Genomic DNA, 23,768 nt, shown 5'->3' on the forward strand with positions numbered 1-23,768 from the left:
TCTTTAAGTCTGCATACAGGCGGCTATGCGCCTGAGAAAATGTGTTCCCGCAAGGGGCGAGAAACAGCTAAAGGGCGGGATTATAGCGTAAAAGCAGCGGCAATCCTCTAGCGGCTGCTGATCGCTCCCGCGCCGCGCGCGGCAGCGATCATCCCCTCAGTTTGCCGGGGCCGGGGTCTTCGGCAGGCGGGCGTCGATGGCCTGGTACAAGGCGCTGTCCTCGGGCCAGTTGCGCATGAAGCGCGCACGATCCCGGGCATAGGCCGGCGCAAAGCCGCTGTCGGAGTGGTGCTGATGCATCGAGTCAAGATCGATCAGGGCCCAGCGTCCTTCATGCCAGAACAGGTTGTGGCCCTTGAAGTCACCGTGGCTGATGCGCTCGCGGATCAACTCGGCAAACAACTGGTCCAGGGCCTGGAGCTCCGCCTCGGGAGCCATGCCGGACTCCACATGGGGCGCAAAACGCTCGATGATATCGGGACCGGCCAGATACTCGGTCACCAGGTAGGCACGGCTGCGCAGCCAGCAGAAACGCCGCTCCAGCACCGCCAGCGGCCTGGGGGTGGCGATCCCGAGGAACGCCAGGCGATTGCCTTCGCGCCAGGAATGCCAGGCGCGGCTCGGGCGCCAGAAACGCTTGAGCCAATGGGCGAAGCCCTTGATGTTGTAGCGCTTGACCACCAGCGTGCGCCCGCCCGCCTCGACCCGGCCGACACTGGCCGCGCCACCGGTCTTGTACAGATGCCCCTGGTCGAGCAAGGCATCCGCCCGGGCCAGTACCGGCAGCATGGCGGCCTCTTCCTCGCGACGGATGGCACGCAGGGCGAACGGCCCGCGCTGCACGCTGAACAGCGTGCATTCGCGTCCGACCTTGGCGAGGAAATCCTTCAGGCGCCAGCCACGAATCCTCTCGACCTGCTTGAGCAAGGCCTCCAGCGGCAGGGCGTGCTCGGCATTGCTCAGCAGATAATGCACCAGCAACTCTTCGATAAACGGCTCGAAGGACCTGGGCAACTGCGCAAAGAACACCCCGAGGTTCTCCAGCACCTTCTGCCGCGACAAGGGTTTGCCGGCCTGCTCGACACAGATGCCACCGCCGTCGATCACATACAGTTTTCCGGCATGGCGCAGCAGATTGTCCAGGTGCAGGTCTTCCTGCCACACGCCTTTGCCGTGCATCTGCGCAATAGTGCTCAATGCCTCGCCCAGCACCTGCTGCTGTTCATCCGCCAGAACCGGCAGCGACTCGGCCCGCTGCCAGGCCTCGCCGAGGCTCTCGGCGCCTTCGAGGAACTCGAACAGCAACCAACCGCCTTCACCTTCCTGCAAGCCGTCGGCCAGCAGCAGTGGCGTGGTCAGTCCCTGCTCGGCGAGCACGCGCACACCCTGCAGTTCCCGCTGAAAGTGCCGGGCCGCCTTGTTGCCCACCAGCAGCTTGGCCAGCACCGTGCGTCCGCGCCAGACCCCGGCCCCGACATAACGCTGGCCGGGCAGCACCCGCAACAGGCTGAGCAGTTGCAACTGCCCGGGGCCGGCGGCGTCCGCCAGCTCGATGCTCAAGGGCAGGACCGGCGTACGCCCGGCGGCCTTCAACTCGGACAAACGCATCAACGATTTCCTTTTTTGCTGCGACGCGCACCCAGGCGCTGAAGCCAGGTGTCCACCAGCGAACTGCCCACCGGCTGATCGAGATAAGCCGCCAGCAGCGTGCGCACTTCACTCTCGCTCCACATCGGCGCGCGACGCAGCAGGGGCTCCAGATCCTTGACCCGGTCACGCCGACCGAACAGCAACGGCCGGGTTTTCTCCAGGTCGATCAACTGCGCCCGATAACCGTCGGCCGCCGCCTGCAGAAAGATATGCTTGGGATAGAAACAGCCATGGACCTGACGCAAGGCGTGCAGCTGCCGGGCCAGTTGGCCGCAGGCACGCAGGATGGCCTGGCGCTGATCCAGCGTCAGTTGCGCCCATTGTTCCAGCAGCGAATCCAGGTCGTTCCAGCCATCCAGTGCGCGGGTCAGCAACATCGCCCGGCGCTCGCCCCGCACATTGCGCTCACCGAAGAACACCGCCTGCAAGGCCGGAATACCCAACTGCTGGTAACGACTGATATTGCGAAACTCGCGGGCAAAGGTCGGTTCGCCCAATGGGCTGTGCAAGGTCCGCGTCAGGTAATTGCTCTGGCGCTTGAGGTAGAACCCCTGGCCCTCCAGCTCCAGGCGAAACACGCTGCTCCAACCGCCGCCGCTGGTATTGGGCTCATCCACCGCATCGAGCTCGGTCGCCCATAAGGCGTCAAAGTTGCCGAGGCCGTTACGCTCCAGCAATGCGCGGTCCGTCGCCGCCAGGAAATCGGTCATTCCCGCCCCTCGAAAAATCTCAGTACATGCCGGATGCGCTTCTTATCCGCGGCATTCAGCCGGCTGCGCTGGCAATACTGCAGGTAAAAACGCAACCGCTGGGTAGCCGACAAGTGATACTTGGCGACCTTGTCCAGGCAGGCCAGGTCCTTGGTGATCCGGTAGCGCAGCCAGAAGCCACGCCAGAACTCGCCGTTGGGGCAATCGATCAGGAACAGTCGGGCCTGATCGTCCACCAGCAGGTTGCGCCACTTCAGGTCGTTATGGGTAAACCGTTGATCATGCATGGTCCGCGTATAGCGTGCCAGCTGCCGGCTGATACCGTCGACCCAGGCCCGGTCATGGAGCAGGGGATCGTCGCGGTTCGCCAGGGCCGAGAGGTCTTCGGTGTTCGGCAGTTCACGGGTGATCATCGCCCCGCGATGATAAGCCGCGCCCCGCCGCTCAAGCCCCCAGCCCACCACTTCGGCGGTGGGGATACCCCACTTGGCGAAACGCTTGAGGTTCTGCCACTCCGATCGCACCCGGGGCCTGCCGAGATACTGGCGCAACCCCTTGCCCGCGCCGGTGTAGCGCTTGACGTAATAATTGACGCCATCCCGATTGACCCGGATGACCTCGGACAACGGATCGCGGGTCAGGTGCTCGCCTTCCAGGGCGAACACCGCCTCGAGGCTGCCGAAATCATCGGCCAGCGCCGCGTACTCGGGCTCCAGTTTCCACCCCGACATCAGAGTGCGTCCCCGTAGCGCTGCTTGCGCTTGTACAGCTTGTCGGCCTTGCTTTCCAACCAGGTCAGCAACGCCGCCTCGTCACGCAGGACCTGGCGCAACGGCTGGCGGAAATAGCCCCGCAGGAAACGCAGTTTGTCGCGGCGGGTAAGGCCGATGTCCAGCACCGAGAAATAAAGCCCCGCCAGGTCCTTGTTGCGCCAGCGACGCGGGATGCTCGGGCGAACCTGCGCACGATGCAGGTCGATGACCGACAGCTTGAGGTCATCGGCCGTCACCGGCTTGTCGGTATGCAGCAGGAAATGGGCGATATAGCAGTCACGATGGTTGAGCCCGGCCCTGTGCATGCCACCGGTCATGCGCGCCACTTCGGCGATCAGCGCACGCTTGAGCCGGGGCTGCGGCGGCTGCACGGGCCATTGCAGGGTGAAGTCCTCGAGACTGATGGTCGGCGCCAGCTCTTCGGTGACGATGAACGAATCCTGGCCGGCCGGATTACTGCCGCGCTCGCCATAGGCCACACCGGTCATGGTGGGCACGCCAGCCTTCTGCAGGCACTGGATCGCCCGCCACTCCTGGCCGGCACCCAGCACCGGCATTTTCGCGGTCAGCAGGTTCTTGAAGATCTCGCGCCAGCCGATGCCGTGGTGGATCTTCACGAAATAGCCACGTCCGGCGACTTCCGTGCGCAAGGTCCGGCGAGCCTCCAGCTCACGGTAAACCTTGCCCTGCAACTGCTCGACTTCGGCGAACGCATCGCGTCCGGCCCACAGGCTCTTGAAGGGCTCGGCAAGGATCAACTTCATCGGTGTTGCTCCGCCAGAATCACATCCGCCGCGTGCTGCGGCATGCTATAGAGGTCGGCCGTCTCGGCGAAGGCCAGGCCGTTGCGGCTCCATGCCGTGCGTGCCGTCTCGTCGGACAGCATCCGGTTCAGGTATTGATTGAGCTGGTTCTGCTCGAAAGGTTCATCCAGCACCAGGCCGCCATCGGCCTCGGCAATGTAGTGGGCATAACCACAGACCGCACTGACCAGCACCGGCAACCCCGAGACCAGCGCCTCAAGCAACACGGTGCCGGTGTTTTCGTTGTAGGCCGGGTGGATCAACAGGTCGGCGCCCAGCAGGAAGCGCGGGATATCGCTGCGCCCCTTGAGAAACTGCACGTGCTCGCCCAGGCCCAGCGCGGCACTCTGCACCTGGAATACCTTGGGGTCGTCCTGGCCGATGACAAACAGCCGGGTGCGTTTTTTCAACGCGGATGGCAAGGCGGCCAGGGCCTTGAGGCTGCGATCGACCCCCTTGGTCTTGAACCCGGAACCGATCTGTACTAGCAGGTAATCGTCGTCCGCCAGCTTGAATTCCTTGCGAAACCCCGCACGGATCTCGGCGGCATTGGCTGGTGCCCGGCGGTCCTGGGCAATCCCCGGCGGCAGCAGGTGAAAGCGTTCCAGCGGCGTGTCGTAGTGCTTGATGAACAGTGGCTGCTGGACTTCGGAAATCATCAGGATCTCGGTGTTCGCCTCCCTGGCGAACACCGCTTTTTCGTACTCGGCGAAGTGTCGGTAGCGACCCCAGCGGCGGTACAGCGAATGGCGCAGGTTCTGCGCCTTGTCCTCGAAGCAGCCATCGGCGGCGTAGTACACGTCCAGGCCGGGCATCTTGTTGAAACCGATCAGGCGATCCACCGGACGCCTGGCCAGGTCGGCGGCCATCCAGGCGCTGAGCTTCTCGTTGCGCCGATGGTTGGACCACGCCTTGACCGGCACCACCAGCACTTCGAAGCCGGGCGGAATGTCACCCTCCCAGATCAGCGTATAGACGCGAATGGCATGGCCGCGCTGCTGGCACTCCAGGGCGATGCGCATGAAATCCCGCTGCAGGCCGCCGAAGGGAAAGTACTTGTACAGGACAAAAGCCAGTTGCATCAGTGTCGCTCCTCAGCCAGTAACATCGCGCTCAGTCGGCTGACGACACGCTCGGGATTGAGCCGCGTGAAACACAGCGGCCATTCGCGCTTCAGATCGAAGCGCTGCTGGTCTTCCGGGGTCGGCACATAGGTGCACTTTTTCTGCAGGCAGGGCGCGCAGGGGAAGTTGCTCGCCAGATGAACCTGCGACTTGCCGTAGGCCCCGGTCAGGCCCGGATTGGTCGGACCGAACAGCGACAGGGTCGGCACATCCAGCGCCGCGGCCAGATGACCGAGGCCGGTATCCACGGCGACGCAGGCGCTGGCGTCGGCCAGGACCTTCGCCACCCCGGCCAGGTTCAGTTTCGGCAGGACCACCGCATGCCTGAAGCCACGGGCGATACGCTCGGCACGAGCCTTTTCGACGGGATTGCCCCAGGGCAATTTCACCTCGATACCCAATTGCCCCATGCGCTCGGTCAGTTCGCGCCAGTAGGCCTCGGGCCAGTGCTTGGTGTCCCAGGTGGTGCCATGCAGGAACAGCACAAATGGCGTCTTGCTGCGCGGCAAGGCCACCAGCTTGTCGACATCCAGGCCGTAGTCGCCCAGGCCCTTGGGCAAGTCATACCCCAATGCCACGGCGAACAGCTGCCGCACCCGTTCGACCGCGTGCTGCCCACGGGCCACCGCCAGACGCCGGGAATAGAAACGGCTGGCCAGCGGTTCGCGGGCCGACTGCTTGTCCAGCCCGGCCACCGGGGCCTTCGCATAGCGGGTCAGGAAAGCACTTTTCACCAGGCCCTGGGCATCGATCACCAGGTCATATTTCGTCGCGCGCAGGCTTTGCTTGAAGCGCTTCCACTCGCCGCTCCTGATGGTCTGCCAGAGGTTCTTGCGCCAGCGCCGGATCGCCACCGGAATCACTTTGTCCACCGCCGGATGCCAACTCGGAATCTCGGCGAAACCCTCCTCGACCACCCAGTCGAAACGGATACCGGGAATGGCCCGGGCCGCATCGGTAAGGGCCGGCAGGGCATGGATCACGTCCCCCAGGGAAGACGTCTTGACCAGCAATACTCGCAACTTACTCGACCTCGACCGGGGCACCCTGCAAGCGCTGCAAGGCTTCGTTCACGGGGGCCGGCATCAGTTGGCGCAGGCAGTTGTAATGGCCGAAGCGGCAGGTACGGTCAAAACACGGACTGCAATCGAGGCCCAGCCGGACGATTTCCACCTGGTCCGCCAACGGCGGGGTGAAGCCCGGGGACGTCGAACCATAGACCGCCACCAGCGGGCGGTTCAGCGCCGCGGCCACGTGCATCAGGCCGGAGTCGTTGGACACCACGGCATCAGCGCAGGACAGCAGGTCGATGGCCTCGGCCAGCGAGGTCGCGCCACTGAGATTCACCGCTTCTTCACGGAGGCCGGGAATCAGCCGCTGGCGAATATCCTCGCCGACGCCATGATCGTTCTTCGAGCCGAACAGCCAGACCTGCCAGCCTTCGCGAATCTTCGCCTCGGCGACTTTGGCGTAGTGCTCCGAAGGCCAGCGCTTGGACTCACCGAACTCGGCACCGGGGCACAAGGCCAGGACGGGGCGGTCCAGAGCCAGTTCGAACTTGCCCAGCGCCGCCTCGCGGCTGGCCGGGTCGATCCGCAGGCTCGGCCGCGGATAAGGCGTCGGCAGCTCGGCACCCGGCTCATGGGCCAGGGCCATGAACCGCTCGATCATCAGCGGATAGCGTTCCTTGTCCAGCTTGCGCACATCATTGAGCAGGCCGTAGCGGAACTCGCCGCGCCAGCCGGTGCGTTTCGGGATGCCAGCAAAAAACGGCACCAGCGCCGACTTCAGCGAGTTGGGCAGGAGGATCGCCTGGTCATACTGGCCGGCCAGGGACTTGCCGATCCGGCGACGGGTGGCCAGCTCCAGGGCTCCGTGGCCGAGCGGAAAGCTCAAGGCCGCACGCACTTCGGGCATGCGTTCGAGAATCGGGCGGCTCCACTCGGGGGCCAGCACATCGATCTCGCACTGCGGGTGGCGGTGCTTCAGGCACTGGAAGAGTGTCTGAGCCATCACCATGTCACCGACCCAGCTGGGCCCAACGATGAGAATCTTCATAAATATCCCGGAAACGATCAGGGAGGCCTGTGGCCTCCCCGGTCTTTGCGTGTGGCCGTCCTAGCTTAGTCCCAGTTCAGCCCAGATCCGCATCACGTCGCGCCGCTCGACCATGAACTGGTCACCGCCGATGACGCCGGCTTCCTTCTGCAAGGCCTGGCGATGGGCGGCGGAACGGTAGGCCTTATAAGCCTCGCGCAGCAGGGCGGCATCGGTCGCGGGGATCAGCCCGGCCTGCTCCAACCCCTCGAGAATGCGGATATTATCCGTGTAGCGCAGTAACGCCGGGTGCTCTTTCGACCAGGCCAAGGTCGCGTATTGCACCATAAATTCAATATCGACGATACCTCCGGCGTCCTGCTTGAGGTCGAACGGCGCCGCGGCATCAAAGGCATTGGCCGCGGTGCCGGCGGCAGTCGCCTTGCTGCCGAGGTTGTCGCGCATCTTGGCGCGCATCTCGCTGACTTCCTGGCGCAGGGTCGGCAGATCCCGCTCGCGCCCCAGCACCGCCGCGCGGACTTTCTCGAAAGCGCTCCCGACGTCCTTGCAACCCACCAGTACCCTGGCGCGGATCAGCGCCTGGTGCTCCCAGGTCCAGGCCTCGTTCTGCTGATAACGCTCGAAGGCCCCGAGGGAGCTGACCAGCAGACCGGAAGCGCCGGATGGCCGCAGGCGCATGTCCACCTCATAGAGCTGGCCGGAGTTGGTCTGGGTGGTCAGCAGGTGAATGATCCGCTGCCCCAGCCGGGTGAAGAACTGCGCCGTGTCGATCGGCTTGGCGCCATCGGTCTCGGCATTCGGGTCGCCGTCGTGGATGAACACCAGGTCGAGGTCCGAGCCGTGCCCGAGTTCGATCCCGCCGACCTTGCCGTAACCGACAATGATAAAGCCGGGATCGCACAAGGTGCCGTCCGCCCGTTGTGGCGAGCCGTACTTGCCGACGGTCTGGCGCCAGGCCAGGGCCAGCACCTGTTCGAGGATCGCCTCGGCGAGCCAGGTCAGGTAATCGCTGACCTTCATCAGCGGCAGGCTGCCGGAGATTTCCGAGGCGGCAACCCGCAGCCGGTGCGCCAGCTTGAAGTGCCGCAAGGCCTCCATCTGCTGCTCGAGGTCGTCCTCGGGAATCCGCGTCAGGCGCTCGCGCAACTCGGCGGCCAGCTCCGGTGCCAACGGCGGCTTGAACAGCCGGCCTTCGTTGAGCAATTCGTCCAGCAACATCGGGAAACGGGTGATCTGCTCGGCAATCCACGGACTGGCGGCGCACAAGGTCAGCAACTGGCGCAGCGCACCGGGGTTCTCCGTGAGCAACACCAGATAGGCGGAGCGCCGTGCGACGGCCTCGACCAGGGGCAGCACCCGCTCCAGCACCAGGTCCGGATCGGCGTGCTCGACCGCCTGGGCCAGCAGGCGCGGAATAAAGGCATCGAGGCGTTCCCGGCCGAGGCGCTGCATGGCGCGCAATTGCGGACTGCCGCGCAAGGCCGCGAGTTGCTTCAGCGCCTTTGGCGCGTCCTTGAACCCGCCCTCTTCCAACTGGCGACTGGCGGCCTCTTCATCCTGGGCTTCTTCCCACAGCGGCAGCCACTCTCCACCCACGGCGACCTGACATTCCTCGCCATCTTCCTCGTCCGGGTCGGCGATGACCTGACGGAAGTGCCAGTCGACCCGGCCACGCCAGTACATCAATTGCTCATGGAACCCCGCCCAGTTGTCGAAACCGAGCATGAAGGCGATACGCGCCTGATCCTTCTCGTCATCGGGCAGCATCTGGGTCTGGCGATCGGCAATCGCCTGGATCGCATGCTCGGTGTAGCGCAGGAATTCGTAGCCGTTGCGCAACTCGGCGATCACCGCCGGCGGCAGGTAACCCTGGCCTTCGAGGGTGCCCAGGACCTTCAGCAACGGCCGTTGCTGCAGGCTCAGGTCACGCCCGCCGTGAATCAGCTGGAACGCCTGGGCGATGAACTCGACCTCGCGGATACCACCGGAGCCCAGCTTGATATTCTCGGCCATGCCCTTGCGGCGGACTTCCTGCTGGATCAGTTGCTTCATGGTGCGCAACGCTTCGATCGCAGAAAAATCCAGGTAACGCCGATAGACGAATGGTCGCAGCATCTCCAGCAACTGCGCGCCCGCCACCTGGTCGCCGGCCACCACCCGCGCCTTGATCATCGCGTAGCGTTCCCAGTCGCGACCCTGGTCCTGGTAATACTGCTCCAGCGCGTTAAAGCTCAGCACCAGCGCACCCGCCGAACCATAAGGCCGCAGGCGCATGTCGACACGGAAGACGAATCCGTCGACGGTGATCGGGTCCAGCGCCTTGATCAGTCGCTGCCCCAGGCGGATAAAGAATTCCTGGTTGTCCAGCGGGCGCTTTACCCCGACAGTCTCGCCACCTTCCGGGTAAGCGAAGATCAGGTCGATGTCGGAGGACAGGTTCAGCTCCACGGCGCCGAGCTTGCCCATGCCGAGAATGACCATCTGCTGTGGCTCGCCACTGCGCCGACCGGTGGGCGTGCCGAACTGCTGGCAATGACGCTGGTACAACCACTGGTAGGCCTGGTCGATGCTGGCATCGGCCATGTCCGAGAGATCGCGACAGGTCTGTACCAGGTCCGCCTGGCGCGTCAGGTCGCGCCAGATGATCCGCACCTGCTGACGGGTCCGCTGGCGCCGCAACAGGCGCCCCAGCTCATCCTCGCTTTGCGCCTGCTGCACCGCGGCGGCAATCTGCCCGCACATTTCTCCCGGAGCGAAGCCGCGATCCAGGTCGCCGAACTGCACCAGTTCCAGCAACATCAAAGGGTCACGCACCGATTGTTCAATAAAGAAGTCGCTGGCGGCGCTGACCCTGGCGAAGTCCGCCCAGCGCTCGGGCGACCAGCCGGCCAGGCCGTGGTCGTCGTCCAGCGCGGCGACGGCCGTGCGGAACGACTGCTCGGCGCGGCTGACAAAAGGCAGGAGAATGGCCGGCAAAACGGCCAGTGCAGGTAGGCTCATGGTCTATCCTTGATCGGCGAACAAGCAGCCGCAAACTGTGATGGCGAGAAACACGCTCTGAAAAGGACTGTCGAACAAAAGTTAGAAATAGCTGATAATCGGTTTTTCTTGGCAGCCAACATCAAGCGCCCACCTGATAATGTTTATTTTCGACCAACAATATCGATTATTCTCACAACGTAACAGGAAGTTTTCGCTCGCTGATCTGTAGTTTTACTACTCGTCTATACATTCGGAAGGCTGAAATGCTTGACGATTTGTAGTAAAACTACAGAACCCCCGGAACAACCTCCGGACCATCCAAGAATTTATGTCGTCTGCCCACAAGGCCAGTCGCAAACTCAGGCAACCGATTCTGGAAGCCTTTCCGCCCTGGAGCAAGCCATGCAAGACCTCGATCCCGTCGAAACCCAGGAATGGCTGGACGCCCTGGAATCGGTTCTCGACAAAGAAGGCGAAGACCGTGCTCACTACCTGATGACCCGTATGGGCGAACTCGCGACCCGCAGCGGCTCGCAACTGCCCTACGCCATCACCACGCCTTACCGCAACACCATCCCCGTCACCCACGAAGCACGCATGCCTGGCGACCTGTTCATGGAACGCCGCATTCGCTCGCTGGTGCGCTGGAACGCGATGGCCATGGTAATGCGCACGAACTTGAAAGATTCTGACCTGGGCGGTCACATCTCCAGTTTCGCCTCCAGCGCCACCCTGTATGACATCGGTTTCAACTACTTCTTCCAGGCCCCGACCGACGAACACGGCGGCGACCTGATCTACTTCCAGGGCCACACCTCGCCAGGCGTCTACGCCCGCGCGTTCATGGAAGGCCGCATCACCGAAGAACACATGAACAACTTCCGCCAGGAAGTCGACGGTCAGGGCCTGTCGTCCTACCCGCACCCTTGGCTGATGCCTGATTTCTGGCAGTTCCCGACCGTATCCATGGGTCTGGGCCCGATCCAGGCGATCTACCAGGCACGCTTCATGAAGTACCTGGAAGCCCGTGGCTTCATTCCGGAAGGCAAGCAGAAAGTCTGGTGCTTCCTGGGCGACGGCGAGTGCGACGAGCCGGAATCCCTCGGCGCCATCTCCCTGGCCGGCCGCGAGAAGCTGGACAACCTGATCTTCGTCATCAACTGCAACCTGCAGCGCCTCGACGGCCCGGTTCGCGGCAACGGCAAGATCATCCAGGAACTCGAAGGCGTGTTCCGTGGCGCCCAGTGGAACGTCACCAAAGTCATCTGGGGCCGTTTCTGGGACCCACTGCTGGCCAAGGACGTCGACGGTATCCTGCAACGTCGCATGGACGAAGTCATCGACGGCGAGTACCAGAACTACAAGGCCAAGGACGGCGCGTTCGTCCGTGAGCACTTCTTCAACACGCCTGAACTCAAGGCGATGGTCGCCGATCTGTCCGACGACGAGATCTGGAAGCTCAACCGTGGTGGCCACGACCCGTACAAGGTCTACGCGGCGTACCACGAAGCGGTCAACCACAAGGAACAACCGACCGTCATCCTGGCCAAGACCATCAAGGGTTATGGCACCGGTGCCGGCGAAGCGAAAAACACCGCGCACAACACCAAGAAAGTCGATGTCGACAGCCTGAAGTTGTTCCGCGATCGCTTCGACATCCCGGTCAAGGACGAAGAGCTGGAAAACCTGCCGTTCTTCAAGCCTGAGCCAAACAGCGCCGAAGCCCGCTACCTGAGCGAGCGCCGTGCCGCACTGGGCGGTTTCGTGCCACAGCGTCGTGCCCAGAGCTTCAGCGTGCCGACGCCGTCCCTGGATACCCTCAAGGCGATCCTCGACGGTTCGGGCGACCGTGAAATCTCCACCACCATGGCCTTCGTGCGGATCCTCGCGCAACTGGTCAAGGACAAGGAAATCGGCCCACGCATCGTTCCGATCATCCCGGACGAAGCCCGTACCTTCGGTATGGAAGGCATGTTCCGTCAGTTGGGCATCTACTCCTCCGTCGGCCAGCTCTACGAGCCAGTCGATAAAGACCAGGTGATGTTCTACAAGGAAGACAAGAAGGGCCAGATCCTCGAGGAAGGCATCAACGAAGCGGGCGCCATGAGCTCCTTCATCGCTGCCGGTACTTCGTACTCCAGCCACAACCAGCCGATGCTGCCGTTCTACATCTTCTACTCGATGTTCGGCTTCCAGCGTATCGGCGACCTGGCCTGGGCCGCCGGCGACAGCCGTACCCGTGGCTTCCTGATCGGCGGCACCGCCGGCCGGACCACGCTGAACGGCGAAGGCCTGCAACACGAAGACGGTCACAGCCACATCCTGGCCGCCACCATCCCGAACTGCCGCACCTTCGATCCAACCTACGGCTACGAGCTGGCGGTGATCATCCAGGACGGCATGAAGAAGATGACCGAAGAGCAACAGGACATCTTCTACTACATCACCGTGATGAACGAATCCTACCAGCAGCCAGCCATGCCGGCCGGCGCCGAGGAAGGCATCATCAAGGGCATGTACCTGCTCGAGGAAGACACCAAGGAAGCGGCTCACCACGTGCAACTGATGGGCTCCGGCACCATCCTGCGCGAAGTGCGTGAAGCGGCGAAGATCCTGCGCGAGCAATTCAACATCGGCGCCGACGTATGGAGCGTCACCAGCTTCAACGAACTGCGCCGCGACGGCCTGGCAGTGGAACGCAGCAACCGCCTGCACCCTGGCCAGAAGCCGAAGCTGAGCTACGTCGAGGAATGCCTCAACGGCCGCAAGGGTCCGGTGATCGCTTCTACCGACTACATGAAGTTGTTTGCTGAACAGATCCGCCAGTGGGTCCCATCCAAGGAGTTCAAAGTCCTCGGTACCGACGGTTTCGGCCGCAGTGACAGCCGCAAGAAGCTGCGTCACTTCTTCGAAGTCGACCGTCATTTCGTGGTGTTGGCAGCCCTGGAAGCCTTGGCTGACCGTGGCGATATCGAACCTAAAGTGGTGGCCGAGGCCATCGTCAAGTTCGGGATCGACCCGGAAAAACGCAACCCACTGGACTGCTGAGGAGACACCCTGTGAGCGAACTCATTCGCGTACCTGACATCGGCAGCGGTGAAGGTGAAGTAATTGAACTGTTTGTGAAGGTCGGCGACCGCATCGAAGCCGACCAGAGCATCCTGACGCTGGAATCGGACAAGGCGAGCATGGAAGTGCCCGCCCCGAAGGCCGGTATCATCAAGAGCCTGAAAGTGAAGCTGGGCGACCGCCTGAAAGAAGGCGACGAACTGCTTGAGCTGGAAGTCGAAGGCGCCGCCGCCGCGGCCCCAGCGGCAGCTCCTGCGCCTGCTGCCAAGGCGGCTCCAGCCGCTGCGCCGGCACCGGCTGCCGCTCCCGCCGCCGCACCTGCCGCGGCTTCGGCCCAGCAAGTGCACGTGCCGGACATCGGTTCGTCGGGCAAGGCCCAGATCATCGAGATCTCGGTCAAGGTCGGCGACAGCATCGAGGCCGATCAGTCGCTGATCACTCTCGAGTCCGACAAGGCCAGCATGGAAATCCCTTCGCCGGCCGCCGGCGTCGTGGAAAGCATCAGCGTCAAGCTCAACGACGAAGTCGGTACCGGCGACCTGATCCTGGTCCTGAAAGTCGCGGGCGCCGCCTCGGCCGCAGCTCCGGCACCGGCCCAGGCCGCCGCGCCTGCCGCCGCTCCAGCAGCAGCGCCAGCCGCTGCACCGGCTGCTCCGGCAGCCGACAGCGTCCAGGACATCCACGTGCCGGATATCGGCTCGTCGGGCAAGGCCAAGATCATCGAAGTCTCGGTCAAGGCCGGTGACACCGTCGAAGTCGATCAATCGCTGATCACCCTCGAATCCGACAAGGCCAGCATGGAAATCCCGTCGCCGGCCGCCGGTGTCGTGGAAAGCGTATCGATCAAGCTGGACGACGAAGTCGGTACCGGTGACCTGATCCTGAAATTGAAGGTCAAGGGCGCAGCCCCGGCCGCCGCACCGGCCCCCGCCGCAGCACCTGCCGCACCGGCCCAGGCAGCGGCTCCAGCGCCTGCCGCTGCAGCCCCCGCCGCCGCTCCGGCTGTCGCACCGGCCAATTCCGGCGCCAAGGTTCATGCCGGCCCGGCGGTACGCCAGCTGGCCCGCGAATTCGGCGTCGAGCTGAACGCGGTGAGCGCAAGCGGCCCGCACGGTCGTATCCTCAAGGAAGACGTGCAGGTCTACGTCAAGGCCATGATGCAGAAGGCCAAGGAAGCACCGGCCGCTGCTGCCGGCGCAACCGGTGGTGCCGGTATCCCGCCGATCCCGGTCGTGGACTTCAGCCGCTTCGGCGAAACCGAAGAAGTGCCGATGACCCGCCTGATGCAGGCTGGCGCCGCCAACCTGCACCGCAGCTGGCTGAACGTGCCGCACGTGACCCAGTTCGACTCGGCGGATATCACCGAGCTGGAAGCGTTCCGCGTGGCCCAGAAGGCCGTGGCCGAGAAGGCTGGCGTCAAGCTGACCATCCTGCCGCTGCTGCTCAAGACCTGCGCGCACCTGCTCAAGGAACTGCCGGACTTCAACAGTTCGCTGGCCCCGAGCGGCAAGGCGATCATTCGCAAGAAGTACGTCAACATCGGCTTCGCCGTCGACACCCCGGATGGCCTGCTGGTACCGGTCATCAAGAACGTCGACCAGAAGAACCTGCTGCAACTCGCTGCCGAAGCGGCTTCCCTGGCTGAAAAGGCCCGGACCAAGAAGCTCTCCGCCGACGACATGCAGGGCGCCTGCTTCACCATCTCCAGCCTCGGGCACATTGGCGGCACCGGCTTCACGCCGATCGTCAACGCACCGGAAGTGGCGATCCTCGGCGTTTCCAAGGCCGCCATCCAGCCAGTCTGGGATGGCAAGGCCTTCCAGCCGAAGCTGATGCTGCCCCTGTCGTTGTCCTACGATCACCGTGTGATCAACGGTGCCGCGGCGGCGCGCTTCACCAAGCGCCTGAGCGACCTGCTGGCGGATATCCGTACTATCCTGCTGTAACCCGCGACCCGGCTTTCTCTCGCGAGGAAGCCGGGTTCGCCGTAGCGATTTCCGAGCGCCACGCTCGTACCTCAACCCCGCCAACTGGCGGGGCTTTTTTTTGCCCGCCCTCCGCCACGCGAAAGCACCACGCAAAGGTACGGTGCAGAGCGCCAAGCGCCTTCCGCCCATCGCCCTTTTCTGAAGATTTTCACACCCCGGCCGATACATTGAAGGCACGGAGCCACTGTTCTGCTTGTCAGCCCGACCCGCTTAATGCAACCTTGCCCAACGCGCCAGAAAAAGGGTCATTACCCCGCGTGATCAGTACTCTTGAAGCGAGCTCTCAATGAAAAGCCAACCCGATGTCGCCAATAGATTGGCGGCCGAGGTAGTGACGCAACTGCCGGTGCCCTCGCGGCTCGGCATGCTGCGTTTCGAACGGCTGAATGAAGCAAGCTGGGCGCTGTTGTTTCTCGATCCCAATTGCGAACGCCAGTTCGGCCTGCCGGCCATCGAACTCTGCGCCCTCGTCGGCTCGCCCTATGCCAGCCTGATGGAGCCGGAAGCGCGTTATCGCCTGCATGACGCGATCCAGACGCAACTGGTCGACAGCCCGCATTACCTGATCCGCTACACCCTGCACACCGCTCAGGGCCCGTTGACCCTGCTGGAACTCGGCGAAGCCTACAAACAGCATAACCGCCACCTGTTGCGCGGCTATCTGCTGGTGGTCGAAGGGCTGCTCGGCCAGGAGCCGGGATTGCCCGTGGCCGACCTGGAGACCCAGAACAGCCGCCTGCAGATCGCCCTCGAACTGAACCAGCGCGCCCAGCAGGAACAACTGCTGCACCTGGACCGCGTGCGTGCCCAGCAGGACCTGATCCTGCGCCTGGCCCGCCAGCGCTACAGCCTGAACAACTCGCTGCAGGAAGCCGCCGAGCTGATCACCCGCAGCGCCTGCGACATCTACGAAATCGACAGTGCGAGTATCTGGAACCTCGAGGATCAGCGCCTGGTGCCGATCTCCGCCTATCACCGTGCCAGCCAGGAATACGTGCTGCCGGACGTGATCGACGCGAGCAACTTCCCCGACTACCTGGAAGCCCTGCACACCAGCCGCGCCATTGACGCCCACAACGCCATTCGCGACCCGCGTACCCGGGAGATGGCCGAAAGCCTGCGGCCCCGCGACACCAATGCCATGCTCGACGCCAGCATCCGTATCGACGGCCAGGTGGTCGGCGTGCTGTGCCTGGAACAGACCGGCCAGACCCGCGCCTGGCAATCGGATGAAATCGCTTTTGCCGGAGAGCTGGCGGACCAGTTCGCCCAGGTCATCAACAACCACAACCGGCGCACCGCCACCAGCGCCCTGCACCTGTTCCAGCGGGCAGTGGAGCAGAGCGCCAACGCCTTCCTGCTGGTCAATTGCGACGGCGTGGTGGAGTACGTCAACCCGAGCTTCACCGCCATCACCCAGTACAGCACCGAGGAAGTCCACGGCCAGAAACTCTCCGAGCTGCCGGCCCTGGAAAACCTCAGCGAGCTGCTGTTCGACGCACCGTCGAGCCTGGCCAAGAGCAACAGCTGGCAGGGCGAGTTCAAGAGCCGGCGCAAGAACCTCGAACCCTACTGGGGCCAGTTGTCGATTTCCAAGGTCTACGGTGACAACCGCGAACTGACCCACTACATCGGCATCTACGAAGACATCACCCAGACCAAGCTCGCCCAACAACGCATCGAGCGCCTGGCCTACACCGACAACCTGACCAACCTGGGCAACCGCCCGGCGTTCATCCGCAACCTCGACGAGCGCTTCGCCCGCGACAGCGACTCGCCCATCAGCCTGCTGCTGGTGGATATCGACAACTTCAAGCGGATCAACGACAGCCTCGGCCACCAGACCGGCGACAAGCTGCTGATCAGCCTGGCCCGGCGCCTGCGCAACAGCCTGAGCCCGAGCGGCAGCCTGGCGCGCTTTGCCAGCAACGAATTCGCGGTACTGCTGGACGATACCGACCTGGAAACCGGCCAGCAGATCGCCAGCCAGTTGCTGACCACCCTCGACAAGCCGATGTTCGTCGACAACCAGCTGATCAGCGTCACCGGCTCCGTCGGCCTTGCCAGCGCGCCGTTGCACGGCCGCGACCCGCAGACCCTGATGCGCAACGCCGGCCTCGCGCTGCACAAGGCCAAGGCCAACGGCAAGCACCAGGTGCAGGTGTTCACCGAAGCGCTGAACGCCGAAGCCAGCTACAAGCTGTTCGTCGAGAACAACCTGCGCCGCGCCCTGACCCAGAACGAACTGGACGTGTTCTACCAGCCTAAGCTGTGCCTGCGCAGCGGGCGCCTGCTGGGGATGGAAGCGCTGTTGCGCTGGAACCATCCGGAAAAAGGCATGATCCGCCCGGACCAGTTCATCAGCGTCGCCGAAGAAACCGGCCTGATCATTCCGATCGGCAAGTGGATCGCCCGCCAGGCCTGCCGCATGAGCAAGGAACTGACCGCCCGCGGCCTGGGCAACCTGCAGGTGGCGATCAACCTGTCGCCCAAGCAGTTCTCCGATCCGGACCTGGTGGCGTCCATCGCCAGCATCCTCAAGGAAGAGCAACTGCCGCCGTCGCTGCTGGAGCTGGAACTGACCGAAGGCCTGCTGCTGGAAGCCACCGAAGACACCCGCCAGCAACTCGACCAGTTGAAAAAGCTCGGCCTGACCCTGGCCATGGACGATTTCGGCACCGGCTACTCGTCCTTGAGCTACCTGAAGAAATTCCCGATCGACATCATCAAGATCGACCGCAGCTTCATCCATGAAATCCCGGACAACCAGGACGACATGGAAATCACCTCCGCGGTGATCGCCATGGCCCACAACCTGAAACTCAAGGTGGTCGCCGAAGGCATCGAGACCTCCGAGCAACTGGCGTTCCTGCGCCGCCACCGTTGCGACGTCGGCCAGGGCTACCTGTTCGACCGGCCGATCCCCGGAATCGAACTGGTGCGCCAGCTCAAACGCTATCCACGCGGCCCCCTGACCTGACAGCGCTGTAACACTCGGGCACACTGTCGGTCTATTTCATAGTTACAGCTCATTTCAACCTGACTGAGAGGACTGCGACATGGTCTTGCGCTCGGAAATCCTGGTGAACAAAAACGTGCTCCCTACCAAAGAACAAGCTCTGCCTGGCCGCGAAACCCCTATCGCGGTTCCGGACAAACATTTCGTCAATGGCAACCCGCTGCTGGGCCCCTTCCCCGGCAACGTGGAATTCGCGATCTTCGGCCTGGGCTGCTTCTGGGGCGCGGAGCGGCGCTTCTGGCAGCGCGCGGGCGTCTACAGCACGTCGGTGGGCTACGCCGGCGGCTACACGCCGAACCCTACCTACGAAGAAGTCTGCTCGGGCCTGACCGGCCACAGCGAGGTGGTGCTGGTGGTCTACGAGCCGGAAATCGTCAGCTATGAAGAACTGCTGGCACTGTTCTGGGAACTGCACGATCCGACCCAGGGCATGCGCCAGGGCAACGATATCGGCACCCAGTACCGCTCGGTGATCTATGCCACCAAGCCGGAACAACTGGAAGCGGCGCTGAAGAGCAAGCAGGTGTTCCAGGCCGAACTGAGCAAGGCCGGCCACGGCAGCATCACCACGGAAATCGACGAGGCGCCGACTTTCTTCTACGCCGAGGCCTATCACCAGCAGTATCTGGCGAAGAACCCCGAAGGCTATTGCGGGATCCGCGGCACGGGCGTGACCTGCCCGATCTGATGACAGCGCTCCCTTGTGGGAGCCGCCTTGCCGGCGATAGCGCTCTTGCTATCGCCGAAGATCCGGGGTGGATGGCCGCCTTCGGCGGATCGCCAGCAAGCCGGCTCCTACAAGGTGGGAGGTGTTTTCAGTATTTGGGTGAACACCCAAGAGCGCAAATGCCACTCACTCGGCAATCAGCCAGTCCATCCGCCAGTCGCCCTGGGTCTGACCCAGCTTCTGCGCCAGCCATGGCAACAATTCGCGCAACTCTTCTTCCAGGCCCCACGGTGGGTTGGCGATCGCCAGGCCCGAGCCATTGAGGCTTGCCGGCGTATCCAGCGGATGCACCAGCAGCTCCACCCGCAGCAACTTCGGCGCCCCGGTGCCGGCCAGGTCCTGGTAGAAACGCTTGAGGGCGCGCTGGTCCTTGATCGGATACCAGATCGCCGCCACGGTCTGACGCATACGGCCAATGGCTTCCTTCAGCGACGCGGCACAACGCTGCATCTCGTCCAGTTGCTCGAACGGCGGATCGATCAGCAGCACCGCGCGCTTTTCCGGCACCGGCAACAGCGCCCGCGCAACATGCCAGCCTTCGCCCAGGTGCACCGCCACACGCCGGTCGCCCTTCATGTTGTCCTTGAGCAGCTTGCCGTCTTCCGGGTGCTTTTCATTGAGCAGCACACGGTCCTGGGCCCGGCTCAGGCGCCGCGCCAGTTCCGGCGAGCCGGGGTAATAGCGCAACTCGCCATCCGGGTTCATCTCGTGCAGCACGCGCAGGTAATCGGCGGTTACCGCGGGCAGGTCCTGCTCGCCCCACAAGCGGGCGATCCCCTCCAGGTATTCGCCGGTGCGGCTGGCCTGGTCGCCCTTGAGGTCATACAGGCCGATGCCGGCATGGCTGTCGAGGTAGGCGAACGGCTGTTCCTTGCGCGCCATCAGGGCGATCAGGCGGGTCAGGACCAGGTGTTTCAAGACGTCGGCGTGATTGCCGGCGTGGAAGGCGTGACGGTAGTTCATGGCGACTCCTGCGAAGGAGGCGAAGTTTACCTTGTGGTCCACCCGCCGTCAGGTCGCAACGTACAAACGGCAGGGTCGGGCGCTGACATATTTCCCGCCATCGGCCGTGCTAACGTCCCTTTCCCGCCCACGAAGGACCCGAAAACAATGACCGTCCGCTACGCCAAGATCGTCCTGAGCCTCGCCCTTGCCGCCTTCGCCTTTATGGTCACCTTCAACAACGTCACCGACTATGGCTCCAACTTCGCCTTCGTCAGTCATGTGCTGAGCATGGACACCACCTTCGCGCACAATGCCGCGATGTACCGTGCGATCACCACCCCGCTGCTGTGGCACGCGGCCTACTGGCTGATCATCTTCGGCGAGGGCCTGACCGCGGTGCTGCTGGCCGCGGGCGCACTGTCCCTGTGGCGAGCGCGCAAGGCCGATGCCGCCAGCTTCGACCGGGCAAAGAAAGGGGTCATCGCTGGCGCTACCGTGGGTTTCCTGGTCTGGTTCTTCGGTTTCATGGTGGTCGGCGGCGAATGGTTCCTGATGTGGCAATCGCAGATCTGGAATGGCCAGGAAGGCGCCTTCAGGTTCTACATGGCCGTGCTCGGTGTACTGATCTTCGTCAATCAGGCGGACAACGAGCCGGCTTGAGCCAGGTCACTTGCCGACCAGGCGCCAGTATCGGACACTGGCGCACCGGCTTGCGGTCCGACAACGGGTACAGGACCCGGAGGTCATTGGCGACTCAGACACACGAGACCATTAAGCGACCGCAACTGCCTGGCAGTGCTCATTAATGGAATTTCACTGAGTCGAGACTTTATGAAAGACGCAACGATTGCGCTCCATCACGGTTTCAAGTCGGACCCGACCACCAAGGCCGTAGCCGTACCCATCTACCAGAACGTCGCCTTCGAATTCGATAACGCCCAGCACGGCGCCGACCTGTTCAACCTGGATGTACCGGGCAATATCTACACCCGGATCATGAACCCCACCAACGATGTGCTGGAACAACGCCTGGCAGCCCTCGAAGGCGGGATCGCCGGACTGGCCGTGTCCGCCGGCAGCGCGGCGATTCACTACGCGATCCAGACCCTGACCCGGGCCGGCGACAATATCGTTTCCACGCCACAGCTGTATGGCGGCACCTACACCCTCTTCGCCCACCTGTTGCCGAGCTTCGGCGTCGAGGTCCGTTTCGCCCGCGATGACTCCGCCGCAGCCATCGCCGAACTGATCGACGAGAATACCAAGCTGGTCTATTGCGAAAGCATCGGCAATCCGGCGGGCAATATCGTCGATCTCGAACGCTTCGCCGAGGTAGCCCACGCCCACGGCGTACCGCTGATGGTCGACAACACCGTGGCGACGCCGATCCTGTGCAAACCGATCCAGTTCGGTGCCGATATCGTCGTGCACTCGGTGACCAAGTACGTCGGCGGACATGGCAACTCCCTGGGCGGGGTGATCGTCGATGCCGGGACCTTCCCCTGGGCCGACCATCCGGAAAAATTCCCCGGCCTCAATACCCCGGAAGCCGCCTATCACGGCGTGGTCTATACGGAAAAGTTCGGCCCGGCGGCCTTTATCGCCCGCGCCCGGACAGTCCCGCTGCGCAACACCGGCGCCGCACTGGCGCCGATGAACGCCTTCCTGCTGCTGCAGGGCCTGGAAACCCTCGCCTTGCGCATGGAGCGACATACCGACAACGCACTCGAGGTGGCGCAATTCCTCAAGGCCCACGACCAGGTCGCCTGGGTCAGCTATGCCGGCCTGCAGGACCACCCCCACCATGAGCTGGCGCTCAAGTACATGAAGGGCAAGCCTTCGGCGATTCTGTCGTTCGGGCTCAAGGGCGGATACGAAGCCGGCGTGCGCTTCTACGATGCCCTGCAGATCTTCAAGCGCCTGGTGAATATCGGCGACGCCAAGTCCCTGGCCTGCCACCCGGCCTCCACCACCCACCGGCAAATGAACGCTGCGGAACAGGCCAAGGCCGGGGTGAAGCCGGAGATGATTCGCCTGTCGGTCGGCATCGAGGCGATCGAGGATCTCCTCGAAGACCTGCAACAGGCATTGCGCGCCTGAAACAAAACGGCCCGTCTCCAGGGAGACGGGCCGCTTGCCGATCAGTGAACGTTCAGTGCGATCAGTGTTCCTGGCGGAACTGTTTCTCTGCCGCGTCGAAACGCTGCAACATCAGCGCCGAAGGCTTGCCCATCTTGCTGACGATATAGATCGCGATGCTGGCGAACAGGAAGCCCGGGATGATTTCGTACAGCCCCAGCAGATTGAAGTGCTTCCAGACGATCACCGTGATCGCGCCGACCAGGATCCCGGCCAGGGCGCCATTACGGGTCATGTCCTTCCAGATCACCGAAATCAGGACAACCGGGCCGAAGGCGGCACCGAAGCCCGCCCAGGCATAACTCACCAGGCCCAGTACGCGGTTTTCCGGATTCGCCGCCAGCGCGATGGCAATCACCGCCACCAGCAGTACCATCGCCCGGCCAACCCAGACCAGCTCACGCTGGGAGGCAGACTTGCGCAGGAAGGTCTTGTAGAAGTCTTCGGTCAGCGCGCTGGAGCACACCAGCAACTGGCAGCTCAGGGTACTCATCACCGCGGCCAGGATCGCCGACAGCAGTACACCGGCGATCCATGGGTTGAAGAGGATTTTCGCCAGTTCGATAAACACCCGCTCATGGTTTTCGCTGACCGGACCGGCCACATCGGGATGCGCCGAGAAATAGGCGATACCGAAGAAGCCCACGGCCACCGTGCCGCCCAGGCACAGGATCATCCAGGTCATCGAGATGCGACGGGCGTTGGCGATCGACTTGACCGAATCCGCGGCCATGAAGCGCGCCAGGATGTGCGGCTGGCCGAAGTAGCCCAGGCCCCAGCCCATCAGCGAGATGATGCCGATGAAGGTGGTGTTCTTGAGCATGTCGAAATTGCCCGGATCCTTGGCTTCGATCGCCAGGAAGGTGGTATCGACACCACCGGTGGCCAGCAGCACGATGATCGGCGTGAGAATCAGCGCGAAGATCATCAGCGTGGCCTGCACGGTATCGGTCCAGCTCACCGCCAGGAAACCACCGACGAAGGTGTAGGCGATGGTCGCCGCCGCGCCGGCCCACAGCGCGGTGCCATAGGACATGCCGAAGGTACTTTCGAACAGGCGCGCACCGGCGACGATGCCCGAGGCGCAGTAGATGGTGAAGAACACCAGGATCACCACCGCGGCGATGATCCGCAGCACGCCGCTGTGGTCCTCGAAGCGGCTGGAGAAGTAATCCGGCAGGGTCAGCGCATCGCCGTTGTGCTCGGTCTGTACCCGCAGGCGACCGGCGACGAACAGCCAGTTCAGGTAGGCCCCGACGATCAGGCCGATGGCGATCCAGCTTTCCGACAGACCGGACATGTAGATGGCGCCCGGCAGGCCCATCAACAACCAGCCACTCATGTCGGAAGCACCGGCCGAAAGCGCGGTCACCACACTACCGAGGCTGCGGCCACCGAGAATGTAGTCGGAAAGATTGTTGGTGGAGCGATAGGCCATCAGACCGATCAGCACCATGGCAGCGATATAGATCACAAAGGTGATCAGGGTTGGGTTGCTTACACTCATTCAAAAGCCCTGGCATTGTTTTTATTTAGCGGCGGCCCGCGACCGACACTTATGACGACTGTCTGTCAGACGGCTGAGCGGGCCGGGCATTTATGACTGATATTTCCCCAGGAAAACCATCAGCCGATGACCCCGCTTGTAGGAGGTTGCACCTTGGTCGCGCATGCTATTAAACATAACAAACAAGGTGCAACCTGTTTTACCCGTTTAAGTTGCACCTTTGGACATTTCCACCTTTTCCGACTGTTTCTTGCTCCTTTTCGGAGCAAAAAGC

16 protein-coding genes are annotated in these 23,768 nt (G+C 63.2%); 6 read left to right on the forward strand and 10 right to left on the reverse strand.

Annotation, left to right across the window (positions count from 1 at the left end):
* Window positions 1-156 precede the first annotated feature (156 nt).
* The 8 genes from HX881_RS05940 to glnE are packed head-to-tail and all read right to left on the reverse strand — an operon-like array spanning window position 157 to window position 10,118.
* Window positions 157-1,608, reverse strand: coding sequence for a lipopolysaccharide kinase InaA family protein (locus HX881_RS05940; protein WP_177083428.1), 1,452 nt, complete (start codon window positions 1,606-1,608; stop codon window positions 157-159).
* Window positions 1,608-2,360 carry a lipopolysaccharide kinase InaA family protein gene (locus HX881_RS05945; RefSeq protein ID WP_177083430.1) on the reverse strand — a complete coding sequence of 251 codons (753 nt, stop codon included), beginning with the start codon at window positions 2,358-2,360 and terminating at the stop codon, window positions 1,608-1,610. The genes HX881_RS05940 and HX881_RS05945 overlap by 1 nt, the downstream gene beginning before the upstream one ends.
* Window positions 2,357-3,091: a lipopolysaccharide kinase InaA family protein gene (locus HX881_RS05950; protein WP_017125122.1), complete on the reverse strand. Its 735-nt coding sequence runs from the start codon at window positions 3,089-3,091 to the stop codon at window positions 2,357-2,359. Before HX881_RS05950 ends, HX881_RS05945 begins: the two co-directional genes overlap by 4 nt.
* Window positions 3,091-3,897: a lipopolysaccharide core heptose(I) kinase RfaP gene (gene rfaP / locus HX881_RS05955; protein ID WP_017125123.1), complete on the reverse strand. Its 807-nt coding sequence runs from the start codon at window positions 3,895-3,897 to the stop codon at window positions 3,091-3,093. The genes HX881_RS05950 and rfaP overlap by 1 nt, the downstream gene beginning before the upstream one ends.
* Window positions 3,894-5,018, reverse strand: a complete 1,125-nt coding sequence (locus HX881_RS05960; RefSeq protein ID WP_017125124.1) for a glycosyltransferase family 4 protein — start codon at window positions 5,016-5,018, stop codon at window positions 3,894-3,896. The genes rfaP and HX881_RS05960 overlap by 4 nt, the downstream gene beginning before the upstream one ends.
* The gene (gene rfaC / locus HX881_RS05965) at window positions 5,018-6,082 is read right to left on the reverse strand and encodes a lipopolysaccharide heptosyltransferase RfaC (protein WP_042934912.1); all 1,065 of its coding nucleotides are present in this window, start codon (window positions 6,080-6,082) and stop codon (window positions 5,018-5,020) included. Before rfaC ends, HX881_RS05960 begins: the two co-directional genes overlap by 1 nt.
* 1 nt (window position 6,083) lies before the next feature.
* A complete protein-coding gene (gene waaF / locus HX881_RS05970) occupies window positions 6,084-7,118 on the reverse strand; it encodes a lipopolysaccharide heptosyltransferase II (protein WP_177083432.1) in 1,035 nt (344 codons plus the stop codon).
* Between the two features lie 60 nt (window positions 7,119-7,178).
* Window positions 7,179-10,118, reverse strand: a complete 2,940-nt coding sequence (gene glnE, locus HX881_RS05975; protein ID WP_177083434.1) for a bifunctional [glutamate--ammonia ligase]-adenylyl-L-tyrosine phosphorylase/[glutamate--ammonia-ligase] adenylyltransferase — start codon at window positions 10,116-10,118, stop codon at window positions 7,179-7,181.
* Window positions 10,119-10,502: 384 nt separating this feature from the next.
* On the opposite strand from glnE, the gene aceE reads away from it, so the two are divergent.
* From aceE to msrA, 4 genes are all read left to right on the forward strand, one after another.
* Window positions 10,503-13,148, forward strand: a complete 2,646-nt coding sequence (gene aceE, locus HX881_RS05980; protein WP_017125128.1) for a pyruvate dehydrogenase (acetyl-transferring), homodimeric type — start codon at window positions 10,503-10,505, stop codon at window positions 13,146-13,148.
* A gap of 11 nt (window positions 13,149-13,159) precedes the next feature.
* Window positions 13,160-15,115, forward strand: a complete 1,956-nt coding sequence (aceF, locus tag HX881_RS05985) for a dihydrolipoyllysine-residue acetyltransferase (RefSeq protein WP_103032944.1) — start codon at window positions 13,160-13,162, stop codon at window positions 15,113-15,115.
* A 328-nt stretch (window positions 15,116-15,443) separates the two neighbouring features.
* Window positions 15,444-18,137, forward strand: coding sequence for a sensor domain-containing phosphodiesterase (locus HX881_RS05990; protein ID WP_177083436.1), 2,694 nt, complete (start codon window positions 15,444-15,446; stop codon window positions 18,135-18,137).
* Window positions 18,138-18,216: 79 nt separating this feature from the next.
* The gene (gene msrA, locus HX881_RS05995; RefSeq protein ID WP_017126857.1) at window positions 18,217-18,864 is read left to right on the forward strand and encodes a peptide-methionine (S)-S-oxide reductase MsrA; all 648 of its coding nucleotides are present in this window, start codon (window positions 18,217-18,219) and stop codon (window positions 18,862-18,864) included.
* A gap of 165 nt (window positions 18,865-19,029) precedes the next feature.
* On the opposite strand, the gene HX881_RS06000 is transcribed toward msrA, so the two are convergent.
* Window positions 19,030-19,866: a 23S rRNA (adenine(2030)-N(6))-methyltransferase RlmJ gene (locus HX881_RS06000; protein ID WP_177083438.1), complete on the reverse strand. Its 837-nt coding sequence runs from the start codon at window positions 19,864-19,866 to the stop codon at window positions 19,030-19,032.
* A 147-nt stretch (window positions 19,867-20,013) separates the two neighbouring features.
* Between HX881_RS06000 and HX881_RS06005 the strand changes: the two genes are divergently transcribed.
* Together HX881_RS06005 and HX881_RS06010 are read left to right on the forward strand one after the other, a co-directional pair.
* Window positions 20,014-20,508: a DUF2165 family protein gene (locus tag HX881_RS06005; protein ID WP_017126859.1), complete on the forward strand. Its 495-nt coding sequence runs from the start codon at window positions 20,014-20,016 to the stop codon at window positions 20,506-20,508.
* 171 nt (window positions 20,509-20,679) lie between these two features.
* Window positions 20,680-21,948, forward strand: a complete 1,269-nt coding sequence (locus tag HX881_RS06010; RefSeq protein WP_017126860.1) for an O-acetylhomoserine aminocarboxypropyltransferase/cysteine synthase family protein — start codon at window positions 20,680-20,682, stop codon at window positions 21,946-21,948.
* 61 nt (window positions 21,949-22,009) lie between these two features.
* Here HX881_RS06010 and putP read toward each other — a convergent pair whose 3' ends face one another.
* On the reverse strand, window positions 22,010-23,494 hold the full coding sequence (gene putP, locus HX881_RS06015; protein ID WP_017126861.1) for a sodium/proline symporter PutP: 1,485 nt from the start codon (window positions 23,492-23,494) through the stop codon (window positions 22,010-22,012).
* Window positions 23,495-23,768: the final 274 nt, after the last annotated feature.

Source organism: Pseudomonas gingeri, from assembly GCF_013386115.1.
GTDB lineage: Bacteria > Pseudomonadota > Gammaproteobacteria > Pseudomonadales > Pseudomonadaceae > Aquipseudomonas > Aquipseudomonas gingeri.

Bases quoted from the DNA above. Each gene is read 5' to 3' on its own strand.
- HX881_RS05940 (WP_177083428.1), bottom strand. From the start codon at position 1,608: ATGCGTTTGTCCGAGTTGAAGGCCGCCGGGCGTACGCCGGTCCTGCCC.
- HX881_RS05945 (WP_177083430.1), bottom strand. From the start codon at position 2,360: ATGACCGATTTCCTGGCGGCGACGGACCGCGCATTGCTGGAGCGTAAC.
- HX881_RS05950 (WP_017125122.1), bottom strand. From the start codon at position 3,091: ATGTCGGGGTGGAAACTGGAGCCCGAGTACGCGGCGCTGGCCGATGAT.
- rfaP (WP_017125123.1), bottom strand. From the start codon at position 3,897: ATGAAGTTGATCCTTGCCGAGCCCTTCAAGAGCCTGTGGGCCGGACGC.
- HX881_RS05960 (WP_017125124.1), bottom strand. From the start codon at position 5,018: ATGCAACTGGCTTTTGTCCTGTACAAGTACTTTCCCTTCGGCGGCCTG.
- waaF (WP_177083432.1), bottom strand. From the start codon at position 7,118: ATGAAGATTCTCATCGTTGGGCCCAGCTGGGTCGGTGACATGGTGATG.
- glnE (WP_177083434.1), bottom strand. From the start codon at position 10,118: ATGAGCCTACCTGCACTGGCCGTTTTGCCGGCCATTCTCCTGCCTTTT.
- aceE (WP_017125128.1), top strand. From the start codon at position 10,503: ATGCAAGACCTCGATCCCGTCGAAACCCAGGAATGGCTGGACGCCCTG.
- HX881_RS05990 (WP_177083436.1), top strand. From the start codon at position 15,444: ATGAAAAGCCAACCCGATGTCGCCAATAGATTGGCGGCCGAGGTAGTG.
- msrA (WP_017126857.1), top strand. From the start codon at position 18,217: ATGGTCTTGCGCTCGGAAATCCTGGTGAACAAAAACGTGCTCCCTACC.
- HX881_RS06000 (WP_177083438.1), bottom strand. From the start codon at position 19,866: ATGAACTACCGTCACGCCTTCCACGCCGGCAATCACGCCGACGTCTTG.
- HX881_RS06005 (WP_017126859.1), top strand. From the start codon at position 20,014: ATGACCGTCCGCTACGCCAAGATCGTCCTGAGCCTCGCCCTTGCCGCC.
- HX881_RS06010 (WP_017126860.1), top strand. From the start codon at position 20,680: ATGAAAGACGCAACGATTGCGCTCCATCACGGTTTCAAGTCGGACCCG.
- putP (WP_017126861.1), bottom strand. From the start codon at position 23,494: ATGAGTGTAAGCAACCCAACCCTGATCACCTTTGTGATCTATATCGCT.